The following is an 18,024-nucleotide window of genomic DNA, read 5'->3' as shown; positions in this document are numbered from 1 at the left end:
TAACTGGAGCACGGCCATGAAACACGGAATCATCGCTACGTTCACGCTGGCCCTGGTCAGCCTGTCGGCCCAGGCCGAGGATCAGGCCTGTGGAACGGTTCGCCTGGCCGATCCGGGCTGGAGCGACATCGCCGCCACCAACGCCCTCACCGGCGCGGTCCTGGGCGCGCTGGGCTACACCAGCAAGGTCGAGACCCTGGCGGTGCCGATCATCTACGGTGGCATGCGCAACGGGCAGGTGGACGCCTTCCTCGGCAACTGGATGCCGGCGCAGCAGGCGCACTATGACCAGTTCGTGAAGACCGGCCAGGTCACCGAGCTGGCGCAGAACCTGGTCGGGACCGAATTCACCCTGGCGGTGCCCACCTATGTCTGGGAGGGCGGGGTGAAGAGCTTCGCCGACTTGGCCAAGCATGCCGACCAGTTCGGCAAGAAGATCTACGGCATCGGTGCCGGCGCGCCGGCCAACCAGTCGCTGCAGAAGATCATCCAGGACAACGAATTCGGCCTGGGCGGCTGGCAGCTGGTGGAATCCAGCGAGCAGGCCATGCTGTCCCAGGTAGGGCGCGCGGTGAAGCGTGACAAGTGGGTGGTCTTCCTCGGCTGGACGCCGCACCCCATGAACGTCGACTACCCGATCAAGTACCTGACCGGGGGCGACAAGTATTTCGGTACCGCCGGCACGGTGAACACCCTGACACGCAACGGCTACGCCGATCAGTGCCCCAATCCGGCCCGGTTGCTGACCAACATGAAATTCACCCTGGACATGGAAAACGCCGTCATGAGCGCCGCACGGGACAAGGGCGGCAGCTACGAGGCCGCCGCCAAGGCCTGGCTCAAGGCCCATCCCCAGGTGCTGGAGCCCTGGCTGCAGGGCGTCACCACCCGCGACGGCCAGCCCGGCTTGCCAGCGGTACAGCAAGCACTCTGATCCTTTCCCTCGTCCGGCATCCCCGTGGTGTCGGACGCTGCTGCATGCCCTCCCTGGCCGTTCTGGCCACCGTCGTTCCCTTCCCTGACCAGCCGATAGACGTAGACGTTTTGGCGGCGAGCTGCCTTGAGCTCCCCGGCGAATTCAGTAACTAATTAATGGTGTTAACTAAATAGCCTGACAAACAACAACAAAGCTTGCCGCTCGTGCGGCCGCGAGGCTCGTCCATGGAAAGGTTTTCCCATCTGCGATTGGGGCTGAAACTGCAAATCGCCTTTTTCAGCTGCGCGCTCATCACCCTGATCATCGGCGGCCTGGGCAGCCTGGGCGTTGCCCGACTCTCCAGCGGTCTGCAGCAGGTCTTCGCCCAGGACCTGGTATCGGTGGCCAAGGTCGCCGAGGCCAAGGCCGCGGCCATTTCTCACAACCGTGATCTCTATGTGGTGCTGTCGATGACCATGGGGCGTGCGCCCGCCGTAGAGATTGCGCAGATGCGCACCTGGCTGGAGGCCGACCGCCAGGCCAGCGAGCGCGCCTTCGCCCACTATCGCGCGCTGCCGCTGCGGGCGGAGGAGCGGGCGCTGGGGACGCCGCTCGAAGGGCAATGGTCAGCCTATCAGGACAGTGCGACCCGAGTACTCAAGGCACTGGAAAGCGGCGACATGGCGCCGCTGCCTGATCTCCTGCGTCAGGAAGTCTTTCCCCGCTATTTGCAGGTGATGGCCACCTTCGACGCCCTGAGCGCCCTCAAGGATGAGCAGATCGGGGCGGGTGCCGAGCAGGCCGCGGCCACTGCCGAAGGCATCAAGGCCAAGCTCTATGGTGGCATCCTCGTCGCCTTCATCGTGGCGATCGGCTTGGGGTTGCTGATCACCCGCTCCATCACCAGGCCGCTGAGCATCGCGGTGGCCAGTGCCCAGCGCATTGCCGCCGGGGATCTGAACGGCGTGATCCACAGCACCCGACGGGACGAACCGGGCCAGTTGCTGCAGGCGCTGGAACGCATGCAGGGGCAGCTCAGGGGTACCCTGCAGGAGATCGGTGACGCCGCCAGCCGGCTGGCCAGGGCCGCCGCAGGCCTGGATACCGTCACCGACGCGAGCGCTCGCGGCCTCACCCGGCAGCATGATGAGATCCAGCAGGCGGCCACCGCGGTGACCGAGATGACCACCGCCGTGGAAGAGGTGGCGCGCAATGCGGTGTCCACCTCCGCGGCCTCGCGCAGCGCCAGCCAGGAGGCGAACAGCGGGCGCACCCAGGTGCAGGAGGCGGTCGCCACCATCGTGAGTCTGAGCCAGGCGCTGGGCACCTCCAGTGTCACGGTGGAGCAATTGGCCGAACGGGTGCGCAGCATCGGCAGTGTGGTGGATGTCATCCGCGGCATCGCTGAACAGACCAATCTGCTGGCGCTGAACGCCGCCATCGAAGCCGCTCGGGCCGGCGATCAGGGACGGGGCTTCGCCGTGGTGGCCGACGAGGTCCGCGCCCTGGCTGCGCGCACCCAGGCCTCCACCGGCGAGATCGAGCGGATGATCGGCGGCGTGCAAGAGAGCGCCGTGCAGTCGGTTCGCGCCATGGGCGACAGCCAGAGTCTGGCCCAGGCGACCCAGGCCGCCGCGCACGCCGCCGATCAGGCCCTGGCGCACATCACCCAGACGGTGGGCGGCATCAACGAGCGCAATCTGGTCATCGCCAGCGCCGCGGAAGAGCAGGCCCAGGTGGCGCGGGAGGTGGATCGTAATCTGACCAACATCCAGCAGTTGTCGACGCAGACGGCGACGGTCGCCCAGCAGACCCGCCAGGCCAGCCAGGAGCTGTCCCAGGTGGTGGGCACCTTTACCGGTCTGGTGGCGCGTTTCCGCTTCTAGGCGCTAGGCCGGACGCTTCACTTGAGCCCCAGCCGCCGCGCCAGGCGGGCGAGATTGGCGCGGTCCAGGTCGAGGGCGGCGGCGGCCAGGGTCCAGTTCTGGCCATGCTGTTCCAGGGCCAGGGTGATGGTCTGGCGCTGGAAGGCCTCCGTGGCTTCGCGCAGGGAGGTGGCGGGCAGGACGAGATCCTCGTCGGGCAGCGCCGTGGTGCCCAGCGGCAGGCCGAGCTGCTCGCTGTCCAGGGTCAGGATGCCGCCACGTTCCTCGCTGCCGGCATGGGCCTTGAGCGCCGCCCGGCTGATGAGGTGCGACAGTTCGCGCACGTTGCCCGGCCAGGCGTAGGCCAGCAGGGTGCGCTGCGCCGCGGGTGTCAGCCGGAGGCCGCGCAGGCCCAGGCGGGCGCGATTCTGCTCCAGGTAGAAACCGGCCAGCAGCAGGACATCCCGGCCACGCTCGCGCAGGGCCGGTACCGCCAGCGGATAGACGCTCAGGCGGTGGTAGAGATCGGCGCGAAAGCGTCCGGCGCGCACGCAGTCGGCCAGGTCGCGGTTGGTGGCGGCGATGATGCGCACGTCCACCTTGAGATCGCGATCCGAGCCCAGCCGCTGCAGTTGGCCGCTCTGCAGCACCCGCAGGAGCTTGGCCTGCACCGTCAGCGGCAATTCGCCGACCTCGTCGAGAAACAGGGTGCCGCCATCGGCCAGTTCGAAGCGCCCGCGGCGTTCGCTGACGGCACCGGAAAAGGCGCCGCGCACATGGCCGAAGAGTTCGCTTTCCACCAGCGCCTCGGGCAGCGCCGCGCAGTTGAGACTGATCAGCGGCCGCTGCTGGCGCAGGGAGCGGGCATGCACGGCTTCGGCCACCAGTTCCTTGCCGACTCCGGTCTCACCGGTGATCAGCACCGTCAGATCGCTGGCCGCCACGGTGTCGATCTCCTGGCGCAGCCGCAGGCTGGCCGGACTCTGGCCGATGAGTTCGCGAGGCCGCTGGTGCCCCACCGATTGCTGATAGGCCACGGTCAATTCGTGCTCGCTGACGATGCGGGCGGAGAGCTGACCGATGCGCTCGGCGGCGGCCACGGTGGCGGCGGCCAGGCCGGCGAAGGCGGCGAGGGTGGTGAGATCCTCGGGTCGGGCATTCTGCGCCTGCAGCGAATCCAGGGTCAGCAGGCCCCAGAGCTGGTCCTGCACATAGAGCGGACAGCCCAGGCAGTCATGGACCTCCAGGTGCCCCTGCACGCCTTCCACCAGGCCATCGTAGGGATCGGGCAGGTCGCAATCGAGGGCGAAGCGGGTGGGCGCGCGACTCGCCAGCAGCAGGGCCAGGCGCGGGTGCTCACCGACCTTGAAGCGGCGTCCCAGGGTGTCGGCTGCCAGCCCGCGCACCGCCAGGGGCACCAGCACCTCGCCATCCAGGCGCAGCAGGGCCACCGCATCGAAGGGCAGGACCTGGCGCAGGGCATCGAGCAGACTGGCGTAGCGTTGTTGATCGGGCAGGTCGCGGGCCAGATCCGCCACCAGCGGTACCATCACATCGAGCAGAGTGGGGCGGGTCAATTTGACCTCGGCGAGTCATAGGGACCTGGTCATTATGACCTGCGCACTGGCTAAAAGCCTGATCCAGGGCAAGTTTTAGGCTGGCACGACTCGTGATAGGGACAGGGCAGTCCTGTTTGGAGATCCCTGCCATGCTGTCATCCGACCAAAAAGCCATCATCACGGCTACCGTCCCCCTGCTAGAAACCGGGGGCGAGGTCCTCACCCGGCATTTCTACGCCAAATTGCTGGGCGACAATCCCGAGATCCGCCCGCTGTTCAATGGCGCCCACCAGGCTAGTGGCGCCCAGGCCCGGGCGCTGGCCCGGGCGGTGCTGATGTACGCCCGCTACATCGATCGCCTGGATACCCTGGGGCCGCTGGTGGAGCAGATCGTCAACAAGCACGTCTCCCTGCAGGTCCAGCCGGATCACTATCCGCTGGTGGGTATCGCCCTGCTGCAGAGCATTCGCGAGGTGCTGGGAGCCGAGGTCGCCACCGATGCGGTGATCGATGCCTGGGCTGCCGCCTATGGTCAGCTGGCCAACCTGCTGATCGGTGCCGAGGAACAGCGCTATGCGGCCCAGGCCGAGGCGCCCGGTGGCTGGCGTGGCGGGCGGCCGTTCCGCATCGCCCGGATCGAACCGGAAAGCGAAGAGATCAGCTCCTTCTACCTGGAGCCGGTGGACGGCCTGCCCACCAGCATCGCCCAGCCCGGCCAGTACCTGGGGCTGAGTGTGATCCTCGATGGGGTGGAATACCGGCGCAATTATTCGATCTCGGCGGCCAGCGATGGCCAGGGCTATCGCATCAGCGTCAAGCATCAGCCAGGCGGGGTGGTCTCGCGTTACCTGCACACCGATGCCCATGAAGGCGGCGTGTTGCAGGTCTTCGCGCCAGCCGGCGAATTCGTCCTGCAGGAATCGACCAAGCCGCTGCTGCTGATCGCTGGCGGCGTCGGCATCACGCCGCTGTTGCCTATGGTATCGGCGGCCCTGCCCAGCGGCCGGCCGATTCAGCTGATCCACTGCACCCGCCATGTCGGGGTGCAGGCCTTTGGACACTGGCTCGAAGAGCAGGCCGCCCATCATCCGCAATTGCAGCTGTACTTCTGCTACAGCGAGCCGGTGGCGGAAGAGGCCTACGCCTCGCGATTGGACCGGACGCGCCTGCAGCGCTGGTTGCCCAAGGATCGCGATCTGGACGCCTACCTTCTCGGCCCGCAGCCCTTCATGGCCCAGGTGCGACGGGATCTGCTGGAGCTGGGGGTGCCGGAAAAGCAGATCCGTCATGAATTCTTCGGACCTGCTACGGACCTTTAGATGCAACAACGCCCGCCACCTCTCGGTGGCGGGCGTTGCATCGGCAGCGGCCGGCGCTACCTGGGGAGCACCCGGCAGCCGGAGACCTAGCGACGCTGGTAGACGATTTCCTTGCTACCGCCTTCGCAGTTGCCCACCACCTTGGCGGAGGCGCTGGCGCTGCCCTTGTCCACCACCTCAAGACTGTAGTGCGCTACCTGCTTGGCCTGCAGCTTGGCATCGATATCGGCCTTGACCGTGTCGCACGAGGTGCCAGCGGCGAAAGCTCCGCTGCTCAGGGCCAACAAACCGAGGGTAATCACGACTCTACGCATCTTGCCTGTCCTTTTGCGAGGGGAGGGAGGTCTTGAATAGCTGCTCAGCTGGCTTCGATACGGAAGCCGATCTTCAGGGTGACCTGATAGTGCGCCACCTTGGCGTCCTGGATATGACCGCGGATTTCACCCACTTCGAACCATTCCAGGTTCTTCACCGACTTGGAGGTCTCGGCAAGGGCATTATTGATGGCGTCCTCGACACTGGTGGTGGAAGAGCCAACGATTTCCAGCTTCTTGTAGGTGTGATGATCGGACATGAAAATCTCCTGGGTCAGCAATGACGGGCGCTGCAGCGGATAGCCGGCAACGCGTTGACCGGTGTCGCGGTCGACTCGCCGGGAAGGGTGCCTCTGCCATTTGAGGCCGCGAAAGGTCCCGATAAGTTCACTGCCCAGGCTCTCGGATACGGCTATGCAGCACTTTCCAACGGCTCGGTAGTCACATTTCCTGAATCCGTCCATCTCAGGAGGTTGTCATGGCCCGTAACACCGACTACCAGGCGTCCATCGCCAGCATCGAGAACGAAATCAACAGCCTGCTCGACTCGCTGGCATCGCTGAAGAAGAACGCGGCGCGCGAATCCCGCAGCAGCCTGAACTCCTTCAAGAGCACCGCTCGCGAAGCCCTGCATCATTCGGGCGATTCGCTGGAAGAAGTCTATGACGACGTGCGTCGCCTGACCCGTCAGTACGGCCGTGCCGCCAGTGGCGTGGCGCGCGAACATCCCTGGGCTACCGTCGGCATCGCCGCTGGCGTGACCGTTCTGGTCGGCTGGGCGCTGCTGCGCGGCGACCACTGATCGTGGCAGTTCGAGGCATCCCACGGGATGCCTCGGGCGCTAGCGCTAGGCCAGCTCCTGTCTGAGCCAAGCCGCCAACCGCTCCACCCGCTCATCCGCCAACCGACCCGGCGCCCATAGCGCCAACTCCGCACCGGTCGTCGCGAAGCCCCAGGGTGCGACCAGCCTGCCCGCCTTCAGATCCGCCGCCACCAGTGGTTCCGGGGCGATCGCTACCCCCAATCCCGACAGCGCCGCCTCCAGCAGGTAATAGAGGTGCTCGAAGCCCTGCCCGTACTCCAGCACCGGTGCCGCCAGGCCCTGGGTGGCGAACCACTGTGGCCAGGCCTGGGGCCGCGACAGGGTGTGCAGCAGTCGCTCCGCCAGCAAGGCCTGCAGATCACCGTCCCTGAGCCGCAGATAGGCCGGACAGTAGGGACTCAGCACCGGCCCGATCCGCTCGGGCGCCAGGTGATAGGGCATCACGTCCTGGGGCGGCGCCGTCTCGGTGAACAACAGGCTGGCGTCCAGACCGGCAGCGGCCAGCGGGGTATCGTCGGTACGGGTCGAAAGGTGCAGGCGCAGCTCCGGCAGATCGCGATTGAGGCGATCCAGTCGCGGAATGAACCAGCGGGCCACCAGGCTGCCCGGGCAGCCCAGCACGAAGGGTCCCTGGCGACTGCCAGCCTTGAGTTCAGCGCATACCTCGCGTAACCGTTCGAAAACCTCACCGCTCACCTCGCGCAGGCGCAGCCCGGCCTCGGTCAGCGCCAGCCCCCGACCTTCACGGCGAAACAGTGCCACCCCGAGCTGTTCCTCCAGGGCACGGATCTGGCGACTCACGGCGCCATGGGTTACGTGCAGTTCGTCGCCGGCGCGGCTCATGCCACCCAGACGGGCGGTGGCCTCGAAGGCGCGCAGGGCGTTCAGCGGGGGCAGGTCGCGGGCATCGCTCATCTGTGAGATTTCCTGACGGGTAATCGCGATCTTATCGATTTATCAGCGGCACTCAAGCAGGTAAGGTAGATCCATCTTCGCAGGAGAATCTCATGACCCAGTTCGCTTATCGCCAGGGCCCCGACGCTCAAGGCATGTTCGGCCAGTTCGGTGGTCGCTATGTCGCCGAAACCCTGATGCCGCTGATCCTCGATCTGCAGCGCGAATACGAGACCGCCATGGAGGATCCGGCGTTTCTCGAGCAGCTGGCCTACTTCCAGCGCGACTACGTCGGTCGGCCCAATCCGCTGTACTTCGCCGAGCGCCTGACCGAGCACTTCGGCGGCGCCAAGATCTATCTCAAGCGCGAAGAGCTGAATCACACCGGCGCGCACAAGATCAACAACTGCATTGGCCAGATCCTGCTGGCCAAGCGCATGGGCAAGACCCGCATCATCGCCGAGACCGGTGCCGGCATGCACGGCGTGGCCACCGCTACCGTCGCCGCACGCTTTGGCCTGCCCTGCGTCATCTACATGGGCAGCACCGACATCGACCGCCAGCAGGCCAACGTCTTCCGCATGAAGCTGCTGGGCGCCGAGGTGATTCCGGTCACGTCCGGTACCGGCACCCTCAAGGACGCCATGAACGAGGCGCTGCGCGACTGGGTGACCAATGTCGCCGACACCTTCTACCTGATCGGCACCGTGGCCGGTCCGCACCCCTATCCGGCCATGGTCCGCGATTTCCAGGCGGTGATCGGTCGCGAGACCCGCGCGCAGATCCTGGAGAAGGAAGGACGCCTGCCCGACAGCCTGATCGCCTGCGTCGGCGGCGGCTCCAATGCCATGGGCCTGTTCCACGAATTTCTCGATGACCAGGACGTCGCCATCATCGGCGTCGAGGCCGGCGGCCACGGCGTCGACACCGACAAGCATGCCTCCAGCCTCAACGGCGGGGTGCCCGGGGTGCTGCACGGTAACCGTACCTTCCTGCTGCAGGACGATGATGGCCAGATCATCGACGCCCATTCCATTTCCGCTGGCCTGGACTATCCCGGCATCGGCCCGGAGCACGCCCACCTGTACGACGTGAAGCGCGTGGAATACGTACCGATCAACGACGACGAGGCGCTCAAGGCCTTCCACCAGACCTGCCGCCTGGAAGGCATCATCCCGGCGCTGGAAACGGCTCACGCCCTGGCCGAGGCCTACAAGCGCGCGCCACACCTGCCCAAGGACCACCTGATGGTGATCTGCCTCTCGGGCCGCGGCGACAAGGACATGCAGACCGTGATGAGTCACCTGGGAGACAAGCTATGAGCCGCCTGGAAACCCGCTTCGCCGCGCTGAAGGCCGAGGGCCGCGCCGCCCTGGTCACCTACACCACCGCCGGCGATCCGGACTACGACACCGCCCTGGCCATCCTCAAGGGCCTGCCGGCGGCCGGTGCCGACGTCATCGAGCTGGGCATGCCCTTCACCGATCCCATGGCTGACGGCCCGGCCATCCAGGCCGCTGCCCTGCGGGCCCTGCAGGCGGGCCAGAATCTGGCCAAGACCCTGGAGATGGTGCGCGACTTCCGCCGTGGGGAAGGGGAGACGCCACTGGTGCTGATGGGCTACTACAACCCCATCCATCGCTATGGCGTGGAGCGCTTCCTGGCGGAAGCCGCCGAAGCGGGCGTGGATGGCCTGATCGTGGTCGACCTGCCGCCCGAGCACGACGCCGAGCTGGCGCTGCCGGCCCAGGCCGCCGGTATCGACTTCATCCGTCTGACCACCCCGACCACCGATGACGCCCGCCTGCCGCGCGTACTCAACACCAGCTCCGGCTTCGTCTATTACGTATCCGTCGCGGGCGTGACCGGTGCCGGCTCGGCCACCACCGAGCACGTCGAGGCCGCCGTGGCGCGCCTGCGCCGCTTCACCGACCTGCCCCTGGCCGTCGGCTTCGGCATCCGTACCCCGGAGCAGGCCCGGGTGATCGCCCGGATCGCCGATGGCGTGGTGGTGGGTTCGGCATTCGTCGACCAGATTGCCAAGGCCGAATCCTCGGGCGCTGCCATCGATGGCGTGCTCGGCCTCTGCAAGCAGCTGTCGGACAGCGTACGCACCGCGCGCTGAGCACTTGCCACTGTTTGAAAGACCGCCTAAGGCGGTCTTTTTTATGCCCGAATGCTTTGCAAACTGTGCATAAGGTTGTGGGCAGTCTGTTCGCTACCGACGCAAAGGCGCGTGCCAGAAGGGCTGCGGGGATACTGGCCTTGTTGATCGAATTGGCGACGGCCAGATCAAACCGGTCAGGCTGCGGACGATTGCCTGTCGTGCCGTCATTGCTTGACAGGTAAAGGCTGTGGATAAGCCCTGGGCAAGTTGTCAGCAACCGTTGGGGCAACTGTCCAAGGAAAATTGCTCAATAAATAACCAATTCCGCTCTGGCTATGCGTCACGCCGGAAGACGTTTCTCCTGGCTGGTTTGCCCACATCTGCTGTGTGCGTGCCTGTGGAAAAGATGTGGGACCTGATCTGTACGCCAGGGCTGGCAAGGCTTGTAGAGGATCGTACAAAAAATGATCAATACTGTTTCAGGCGTTTTCCACAACCCACAATAGCGTTGCATAGGGCTGTGGATAGGTTGTTCGTCCAGTGTCAGAGACCAGAGCTGGCGCGGCCTCCAGAGGATCGATCAAATAATGACCAGTTTTTCGGGATATGCCCGAGTCAAGGGATTTCTTTCGCCAGCCCAAGGAGTTATCCACGCCTGTTCAGCTCGGAGTTCAGCGATCGACGCTAAAAGTCATGTGGATAACTCTGTTGATTTTCTGTTTGGAAGCCTGTGCATGATCGCTATGGCCTAGCGCAGCGTCACCTGCTGGCGCAGGCCTGCGGCGGGCAGGGTGAAGGCGCATTCCTCGAAGGTGGCCATGCGCATGCGCAGCGGCGGATTGTTGCTGTAGCCGTATTGTTCGGTGGGCATGCCGATGAAATTGGTGTCCAGCTGACTATTGCTGTTGCTGTCGTGGATGACCGATACGGCATAACGCCCGGGCGGCAGCTCGAAGCGCTGCTCCTGGGCACCCGCCTGCGCGGCGAGATGGGCCTGGGCCACCGGCGTCTTGTGCGCCTTCCAGGCCTCTTCGCTATCGAATACCGCCAGCAGCAACTGGCCCCCCGAGGCATCGACCGTCTCCACCCGCACCTGCAGCTCGGCGGCGTGCAGCACACCACTCAGACAAAGACCAGCGACCAGCAACAGAGACTTCATGGACATTCCTTCAGCAGGGGGAGGGCCGCAGCCGCAACAGCTCGACCGGGTGTTCGAAGAAGAGATCGGGCTGCTGCGCACGCAGCGTCACCGGGCAGCCATAGCCCCAGGCCACGGCCGCGCAATCCAGCCCGGCGCGGTGCGCGGCCTGGAGATCGCGCAGCTCGTCACCGACATAGAGCGCCTCGGCCGGTGCGATGCCCTGGCGGCGGAGCAACCGTGTCAGGCGCCGGGCCTTGCCCAGCAGGGGGATATCGAATTCGCCATCAGGGAACAACCGTCCGGCCTGGGGCAGTACCTGATGGACCGCGGCGGCGGAATTGGAGGTCGCCAGACCCAGCGCCAGGCCGTTGGCCTGGAGCCGGTCGAGGGTGGCGGGAATCTCGGCGAAGGGCGCCACCTGGTCGCCGCGCTGGACCAGCAGGCGGCGATAGTGGCGGGCGATGCGCGGTACCTGCCACAGCGGGATGCTCAGGCTGTCGAGCAGGCCGGTCAGGGAGGCGGCGCGCAGCCGGGGCCACTCGTCGGCAGCCGGCTGCCGAAAGCCATGGGTTCGCGCCAGCTCGCCCAGGCAGCTCAACAGAAAGGGCAGGCTGTCCGCCAGGGTGCCGTCGAAGTCGAAGATGACGTAGCGATAGCTCATGCGAGAGAGGCGCGGTGGGCGAAGGCGCCAGCGTAGCGGTCGCCTCCCGGTTTTGCCACCGCGACGGGGTCCGGCAGGGGTGTCCCTGCCGGACAGGTCACACGCGGAAGCGGCGGATCTGGCCGTTGAGCTCCACCGCCAGTTCGGAGAGCTGCTGGCTGGCGGCGCGCGTCTGTTCGGCACCGGCAGCGGTCTGCACCGACAGATCGCGGATGCGTACCAGATTGCGATCCACCTCGCGGGCCACCTGGGCCTGCTCTTCGGCGGCGCTGGCGATCACCAGGTTGCGCTCGTCGATGCCCGACACCGACTGGGCGATGGCGGCCAGGGCGGCGTTGGCCGACTGCGCCTGCTCGCGGGTCTGGCGCGCCTGGTCGGCGCTGGTCAGCAGCGCATCGACGGTTTGGCCGGTGCCCTGCTGGATGCTGCCGATCATGCCTTCGATCTCGCGGGTGGATTCACCGGTGCGATGGGCCAGGGCGCGCACCTCGTCGGCGACCACGGCGAAGCCGCGACCGGCATCACCGGCACGCGCGGCTTCGATGGCGGCGTTGAGCGCCAGCAGGTTGGTCTGTTCGGCGACCGAGCGGATCACGTCCAGTACCTGGCTGATGTTGCGGGTCTGTTCAGCCAGCTGGCGGGCCTGTTCGCTGGCACCCAGCACGTTTTCGGTGAGCACCTCGATGGCGCCCAGGGTATCGCCCAGCTGCCGCTGGCCCTGGCGCGCGGTATCGGCGGCCTGGCGCGATTCGGACGAGGTGGAGGTGGCATTGCCGGCCACTTCGTCCACCGCCTGGCTCATCTCGGTGACCGCGGTGGCCGCCATCTCGATCTCGCTGTTCTGCTGTTGCAGGCCGTGGGCGCTCTCCTGCATGACCGCGGTCATTTCCTCGGCGGCGGAGGCCAGCTGGGTAGCGGAATGGCCCAGGTGGCCCAGGGTATCGCGCAGATTGGTCTGCATCTGCTGCATGGCTTGCAGCAGCTGGGCGGCTTCGTCGTGACCGCGGGTATCCAGGGTCTGGGTCAGATCGCCGCTGGCGATGGTCCGGGCGGCGGCCACGGCCTCGGCGATGGGTCGGGTCATGCTCAGGGTCAGGCGCCAGGCCAGCAGCACGGTCAGACCCAGGGCCATGGCGATGACCATCCAGGTGATGGAGGTGGCCTGGGCATAGGTGTCGCCGGAGTGCTGGGAGGCGGCCTTGATGTCTTCCTGGTTGATCTTGCGCAGGGCTTCGGTGCGCTCGTTCATCTGCACGCCGAGCTGGGCCATGCTGGTCTGGATCAGGCTGCGGGCCTCGTCGACCTTGCCGGCCCCGATGAGGTCGGCGAGTTGCGCGGTGTAGCGGACATAGTCGCCATGGATCTGGCGCAGGGCCTCGAAGGCCTGGCGCTCGCGGTCGCTGCTGACGAGATTGTCATAGCGACCGAAAGCGGCGCCGATGTCGGCATTGATGCTGTCGATCTTCTTGCGCGTGTTGGCGACGGTAGCGGCGTCCGGAATGGCCAGTAGGCGCAGCACCTCGACCCGGGTGCGGGCCAGTTGCAGGGCAAGGTTGTCGGCTTCGACGATGCTGGGCACGTTGTTGGTCTCGATCACCTGGCCCTGGGCCCGGATCTGCGACAGTTGCAGCAGGCCGAACAGGCCCAGACTGGCGACGAGGATGGCCAGCAGGCCGAAACACAACACGCTGCGAATGGCGAGGGAGAAGGAACGAAAGGTCACGGCGGCAGCCCCGGTGAAGAGTGAGGTCTCCTTTAACGGCTAGAGGCGCCGCGACTTTATGGTCATTCGTCTTAAAGCTGACTGTTGACGACCCGACGGCTTCTAGCCTAGGTGCTGACACTCGCTCAGAACTGGAAGCGGCGTACCTGACCACTCAAGGTCGCTGCCAGATCCGCCAGTTGCTGGCTGGCGCCCCGGGTCTGCTCGGCACCGGCGGCGGTCTGCACCGACAGATCGCGGATGCGTACCAGATTGCGATCCACTTCACGGGCCACCTGGGCCTGCTGCTCGGCGGCGCTGGCGATCAGCAGGTTGCGTTCGTCGATGCCGGATACCGCATCCGCGATGGCAGCGAGGCCGGCATTGGCCGCCTGGGCCTGTTCCCGGGTCAGTCGTGCCTGATCGGCACTGCTCAGCAGCGCATCGACGGTCTGGCCAGTGCCCTGCTGGATATTGCCGATCATCTTCTCGATCTCGCTGGTCGAGTCCCCGGTACGCTTGGCCAGGGCCCGTACCTCGTCGGCCACCACGGCAAAGCCGCGGCCTGCCTCACCGGCCCGGGCGGCCTCGATGGCGGCGTTGAGCGCCAGCAGATTGGTCTGCTCGGCCACCGCGCGGATCACGTCCAGCACCTGGCTGATGTCGCGGGTCTGGCTTTCCAGCTCACGGGCCTGGGCGCTGGCGCCGAGGACCTGCTCGGTGAGGGCTTCGATGGCGCCGAGGGTCTCGCCCAGCTGGCGCTGGCCCTGGGCCGCGGTCTGGGCAGCCTGGCGCGACGCGGTGGAGGTCGAGCCGGCATTGCCGGCGACCTCTTCGACCGCCTGGCTCATCTCGGTGACCGCCGTGGCGGCCATTTCGATCTCGTTGTTCTGCTGGCGCAGGCCGTGGGCGCTTTCCTGAGTCACCGCGGTCATCTCCTCGGCGGCCGAAGCCAACTGGGTGGCCGAATCGCCGATGTGCGCGAGGGTCTCGCGCAACTGGCCCTGCATCTGCTGCATGGCCTGCAGCAGCTGGGCCGCCTCGTCGCGCCCGCGAGCGTCCAGCGGCTGGGTCAGGTCGCCGGTGGCGATGGTACGCGCCGCCGCAACGGCCTGGGCGATGGGCCCCGCGATGCTGCGGGTCAGCCGCCAGGCGAGCAGGGCGGTGAGGGCCAGCGCCAGCAGGATCATCAGCCAGGTCACGGTGGTGGAGCGCGCATAGGCGGTATCGGCCTCGTTACTGGCCGTATGGATATCCTGCTGGACCACGTTGCGTAGCGTCTCGATGCTGGCGTTCATCCGGAGACCCAGTTGCGCCATGTTCTGCTGGACCACCTGGCGCGCCTCGGCCATCTGGCCGGCACCGGCCAGGTCGGCCAGCTGCCGTACGCCCTGCATGTATTCCCGGTGCACCTGGCGCAGATCGTCCATCGCCTGTCGGCTCTGTGGCGACAGCGCGCCTTGCTGATAGCGCCCGAAGGCGGCCTGGACCTCGGTACTCAGGTCGTCCAGCTTCTTGCGGGTGTTGGTCAGGGTTTCGGCATCGGGCATGGCCAGCAGACGCAGGGTTTCGATGCGGGTTCGTGCCAGCAGCATCCCCAAGTCATTGGCGGCGACGAGCGTGGGGATATGGCGCTGTTCTACCTGATGACCCAACTGGCGGATTTGCGCCAACTGAAACCAACCGAACAAGCCGAGGGCAGCAACGAGTGTCGCGAGAATGCCAAAACATAGCAGATTGCGAGTAGCGATGGACAGCGAGCGAAGAGTCATGATGAGCCCGTGAAAGACGATTCAAAACGTGAACAGGCTCACAACTTTATGTGATGTTTTAAATTAAAGACGCTAAAAGGGGTGCGTCAAAAAACCGCATTAACATAAAGACAGTTTATTGGCATGCCCATGGAGCCCTTGCAGCTCCATGGGCGGCTTGGAATTCGCGTTCCTCAGTCACCGCCGACCTGTCGTAGATGCGCGGCTGGCGCCTCTTCGCCGAGGTTGTTGAGCAGCCGCTCGCTGTACCAGTCGATGAAGTTGATCACGCCGAATTCGTAAGTCTTTGAGTAGGGACCCGGCTGGTAAGCCTTGGAGTTGATACCACGCTGGTTTTCCTCGGCCAGGCGACGATCCTGGTCATTGGTGGCATCCCAGACCTTGCGCAGGTTGACCGGATCGTAGTCGACGCCTTCCACGGCGTCCTTGTGCACCAGCCACTTGGTGGTCACCACGGTCTCGGTCGGACCCAGCGGCCAGACGGTGAAGACGATCATGTGATCGCCCATGCAGTGGTTCCAGGAGTGCGGCAGGTGCAGGATGCGCATGGAGCCCAGGTCCGGGTCCTTGATGCGACCCATGAGTTTCTGGCAGCCGGGCTTGCCGTCCAGGGTCATGGACACGGTGCCGGCGAGCAGTGGCATGCGCACGATGCGGTTGCGCAAGCCGAAGCTGGCATGGGCGTAGGGGATGTTGTCGGCGTCCCAGCGCGTGGTGCAGGCGGCGACCTGGTCCTTGAATGCCTGGGAGGCACGCGGATCGGTGACGTCGTCCCATTCCAGCAGGGTGTTCAGCAACTCGGGGTGGGAGCCGCTGCAGTGATAGCACTCGCGGTTGTTTTCCAGCACCAGCTTCCAGTTGGCCTGCTCGACCAGGTCGGTGCGTACCGCGACCTTGGCGTTCTCCATGTCGTACGGCTCCATGTAGTGCTCGAGCGTACGCAGGAAGTCGTCGATGGCCGGCGGTTCGTCGGCCAGGGAGATGAAGATGTAGCCGCCGGCGGTCTTGACGTGGATCGGCTTGAGATTGAAGTCGGCCATGTTGAAATCGGCGCCCATCTCGGTGCCGGCGAACAGCAGGCGGCCGTCCAGCTCGTAGGTCCACTGGTGGTAGGGGCAGACCAGCTTGGCGACCTTGCCCTTGTCGCTCACGCAGAGGCGCGAACCGCGGTGACGGCAGACGTTGTGGAAGGCGTGGACCTTGCCCTCGGCACCGCGGACCACCAGGATGGGGTTGTCACCCAGCTGCAGGGTGATGAAGTTGCCCTTGGTGGGGATCTCGCAGGTCATGCCGGCGATCAGCCATTCCTTGCCGAAGATCTCCTGCATGTCGATCTGGAACAGGCGCTCGTCGTTGTAGAACGGCTGGGGCAGGGAATAGGTGCGCTCGCGGGTGCGCAGCATCTCGGCCGTGGCCTTGCGGGCCGGATCGAGAGGGTCGCCCAAACTCAAGGTGCTGACGTCCATCGTACATCCTCGTGGCCACCGCGGCGGGTGGCGAAAGTGGTTGGTCACGGTATTGCAAGGCTATTGGCCGACAGGACAGGGCCGCCGAATGACCCCGTGCTTCGCCCGTCGCGCGCTGTTCAGGTTCGGCTTGGGGCGGAGTGTGGGGCCGGAGGCGGGAGGGGGCCTTGCTCATGGGCGACATGGCCGACGCTGTTCACGACGCCCCAGCCCTTGCCACTGCTGGGCCGGTCGCCATCGGCATGTGGATGTCGCGATTGGGAAAGTGGCGGTCGTGGGGCCCTCCCAGAATCGCCGCCAATAGCCCCAGTGGCAGTCGAGGTGCGTCATGAATACCTTCCTCAACCCCGTAACCACCCAGACCTGGACCAATGGCCGCCACCCCGTGCGCTGCGTCAAGGTCATCCAGGAAACCTGGGACGTGCGCACCTTCTGCTTCACGGCCGAAATCCCGCTGATGTATTTCTTCAAGCCGGGCCAGTTCGTGACCCTGGAGCTGGAAATCGATGGCCGGCAGGTGATGCGCTCCTACACCATCTCCAGCTCGCCTTCGGTGCCCTACAGCTTCTCCATCACCGTCAAGCGCGTGCCGGGCGGCCTGGTATCCAACTGGCTGCACGACAACCTCAAGGTCGGTGAAAACCTGGCCGTGCATGGCCCGGTCGGCCTGTTCAACGCCATCGATTACCCGGCCGACAAGGTGCTCTACCTCTCCGGCGGCGTGGGCATCACCCCGGTGATGTCCATGGCGCGCTGGTTCTACGACACCAACGCCAGCGTCGACATGGTCTTCGTGCACAGCGCCCGCACCCCGCGCGACATCATCTACCAGGGTGAGCTGGAGCACATGGCCGCGCGGATCGACAACTTCGCCCTGAACCTGGTGTGCGAGCGCACCGAGCACGGTGAGTCCTGGGCCGGTTTCCGCGGCTACTTCGATCGCCGCATGCTCGAGCTGATGGCGCCGGACTTCCGTGAACGCGAGATCTTCTGCTGCGGCCCCACGCCCTACATGAACGCCGTCAAGGCCATGCTCCGCGAGCTGGACTTCGACATGACCCGGTACCACGAGGAATCCTTTGGCGCGACGCCGCCGGAAGCCAAGGTCGAGGCCGCCGAACAGGCCGAAGCCGCCGCCGACCTGCCGCCGATTCCCCTGGAAGCCCAGTGCCTGATCTCCTTCACCGAGAGCGACAAGAGCGTCAGCATCGGCCCGGGCGAGACCATCCACGGCGCCGCGGCCAAGCTCGGCCTGCACATTCCCAAGGCGTGCGGCATGGGCATCTGCGGCACCTGCAAGGTGCTCAAGAAAAGCGGCGAGGTGGTCATGGACCACAACGGCGGCATCACCGAGGAAGACGAGGCCGAAGGCTACATCCTGTCCTGCTGCAGCATTCCTCAGGGGGATGTCCAGATCGAGTTCTGAGGAGGAGGGCGGTTGGGCTGAACCTGAGCGAAGCCCAACGCTGCCCAGATCGAGCCCGC

16 protein-coding genes and 1 pseudogene are annotated in these 18,024 nt (G+C 65.7%); 7 read left to right on the top strand and 10 right to left on the bottom strand.

The features are described from left to right. Positions 1–16 precede the first annotated feature (16 nt). Together choX and BMZ43_RS09480 are read left to right on the top strand one after the other, a co-directional pair. Complete coding sequence (gene choX, locus BMZ43_RS09485) at positions 17–934, top strand: choline ABC transporter substrate-binding protein (protein WP_093252892.1); 918 nt, start codon at positions 17–19, stop codon at positions 932–934. 227 nt (positions 935–1,161) lie between these two features. Next, the gene (locus tag BMZ43_RS09480) at positions 1,162–2,802 is read left to right on the top strand and encodes a methyl-accepting chemotaxis protein (RefSeq protein ID WP_093252888.1); all 1,641 of its coding nucleotides are present in this window, start codon (positions 1,162–1,164) and stop codon (positions 2,800–2,802) included. A 17-nt stretch (positions 2,803–2,819) separates the two neighbouring features. On the opposite strand, the gene norR is transcribed toward BMZ43_RS09480, so the two are convergent. Next, complete coding sequence (norR, locus tag BMZ43_RS09475; RefSeq protein ID WP_068384369.1) at positions 2,820–4,358, bottom strand: nitric oxide reductase transcriptional regulator NorR; 1,539 nt, start codon at positions 4,356–4,358, stop codon at positions 2,820–2,822. A gap of 131 nt (positions 4,359–4,489) precedes the next feature. Here norR and hmpA point away from each other — a divergent pair, with 131 nt between their 5' ends. After that, entirely contained in the window at positions 4,490–5,659 is a 1,170-nt protein-coding gene (gene hmpA, locus BMZ43_RS09470) for an NO-inducible flavohemoprotein (RefSeq protein WP_017641512.1), read from the top strand. A gap of 86 nt (positions 5,660–5,745) precedes the next feature. Here the strand turns inward: hmpA and BMZ43_RS09465 are convergent, their stop codons facing one another. Further along, a complete protein-coding gene (locus BMZ43_RS09465) occupies positions 5,746–5,973 on the bottom strand; it encodes a DUF1161 domain-containing protein (RefSeq protein WP_017641513.1) in 228 nt (75 codons plus the stop codon). A gap of 44 nt (positions 5,974–6,017) precedes the next feature. Beyond that, entirely contained in the window at positions 6,018–6,233 is a 216-nt protein-coding gene (locus BMZ43_RS09460; RefSeq protein ID WP_017641514.1) for a dodecin, read from the bottom strand. Positions 6,234–6,451: 218 nt separating this feature from the next. Between BMZ43_RS09460 and BMZ43_RS09455 the strand changes: the two genes are divergently transcribed. Beyond that, positions 6,452–6,775, top strand: a complete 324-nt coding sequence (locus BMZ43_RS09455) for an ElaB/YgaM/YqjD family protein (protein ID WP_007160170.1) — start codon at positions 6,452–6,454, stop codon at positions 6,773–6,775. Positions 6,776–6,820: 45 nt separating this feature from the next. On the opposite strand, the gene BMZ43_RS09450 is transcribed toward BMZ43_RS09455, so the two are convergent. After that, positions 6,821–7,711, bottom strand: coding sequence for a LysR family transcriptional regulator (locus BMZ43_RS09450; RefSeq protein ID WP_093252885.1), 891 nt, complete (start codon positions 7,709–7,711; stop codon positions 6,821–6,823). Between the two features lie 92 nt (positions 7,712–7,803). Here BMZ43_RS09450 and trpB point away from each other — a divergent pair, with 92 nt between their 5' ends. Continuing rightward, positions 7,804–9,012, top strand: a complete 1,209-nt coding sequence (gene trpB / locus BMZ43_RS09445; RefSeq protein WP_093252879.1) for a tryptophan synthase subunit beta — start codon at positions 7,804–7,806, stop codon at positions 9,010–9,012. Then, a complete protein-coding gene (trpA, locus tag BMZ43_RS09440) occupies positions 9,009–9,815 on the top strand; it encodes a tryptophan synthase subunit alpha (RefSeq protein ID WP_007160173.1) in 807 nt (268 codons plus the stop codon). The genes trpB and trpA overlap by 4 nt, the downstream gene beginning before the upstream one ends. Before the next feature lie 730 nt (positions 9,816–10,545). Here the strand turns inward: trpA and BMZ43_RS09435 are convergent. The 6 genes and pseudogenes from BMZ43_RS09435 to gbcA form a co-directional block, all read right to left on the bottom strand. Further along, positions 10,546–10,956, bottom strand: coding sequence for a DUF2141 domain-containing protein (locus tag BMZ43_RS09435; RefSeq protein WP_093252874.1), 411 nt, complete (start codon positions 10,954–10,956; stop codon positions 10,546–10,548). A gap of 10 nt (positions 10,957–10,966) precedes the next feature. Next, positions 10,967–11,599 (bottom strand): HAD hydrolase-like protein, encoded by a 633-nt coding sequence (locus BMZ43_RS09430; RefSeq protein ID WP_093252869.1) that lies wholly within the window; start codon positions 11,597–11,599, stop codon positions 10,967–10,969. Positions 11,600–11,696: 97 nt separating this feature from the next. Further along, the gene (locus BMZ43_RS27295; RefSeq protein ID WP_371913872.1) at positions 11,697–12,425 is read right to left on the bottom strand and encodes a methyl-accepting chemotaxis protein; all 729 of its coding nucleotides are present in this window, start codon (positions 12,423–12,425) and stop codon (positions 11,697–11,699) included. Between the two features lie 126 nt (positions 12,426–12,551). Then, positions 12,552–13,322 (bottom strand): annotated as a pseudogene (locus BMZ43_RS27290) (MCP four helix bundle domain-containing protein); the annotation flags it as partial. A 125-nt stretch (positions 13,323–13,447) separates the two neighbouring features. Next, entirely contained in the window at positions 13,448–15,073 is a 1,626-nt protein-coding gene (locus tag BMZ43_RS09420; protein WP_093252860.1) for a methyl-accepting chemotaxis protein, read from the bottom strand. A gap of 173 nt (positions 15,074–15,246) precedes the next feature. Beyond that, entirely contained in the window at positions 15,247–16,539 is a 1,293-nt protein-coding gene (gene gbcA / locus BMZ43_RS09415; protein WP_017641523.1) for a glycine-betaine demethylase subunit GbcA, read from the bottom strand. A 328-nt stretch (positions 16,540–16,867) separates the two neighbouring features. On the opposite strand from gbcA, the gene BMZ43_RS09410 reads away from it, so the two are divergent. Next, positions 16,868–17,965, top strand: coding sequence for an FAD-binding oxidoreductase (locus BMZ43_RS09410; protein WP_017641524.1), 1,098 nt, complete (start codon positions 16,868–16,870; stop codon positions 17,963–17,965). The last annotated feature ends 59 nt before the right edge of the window (positions 17,966–18,024 follow it).

Source organism: Pseudomonas sp. Snoq117.2, from assembly GCF_900110545.1.
Classification (GTDB): domain Bacteria; phylum Pseudomonadota; class Gammaproteobacteria; order Pseudomonadales; family Pseudomonadaceae; genus Chryseomonas; species Chryseomonas benzopyrenica.
This window is presented reverse-complemented; position numbering and strand designations above follow the sequence as displayed.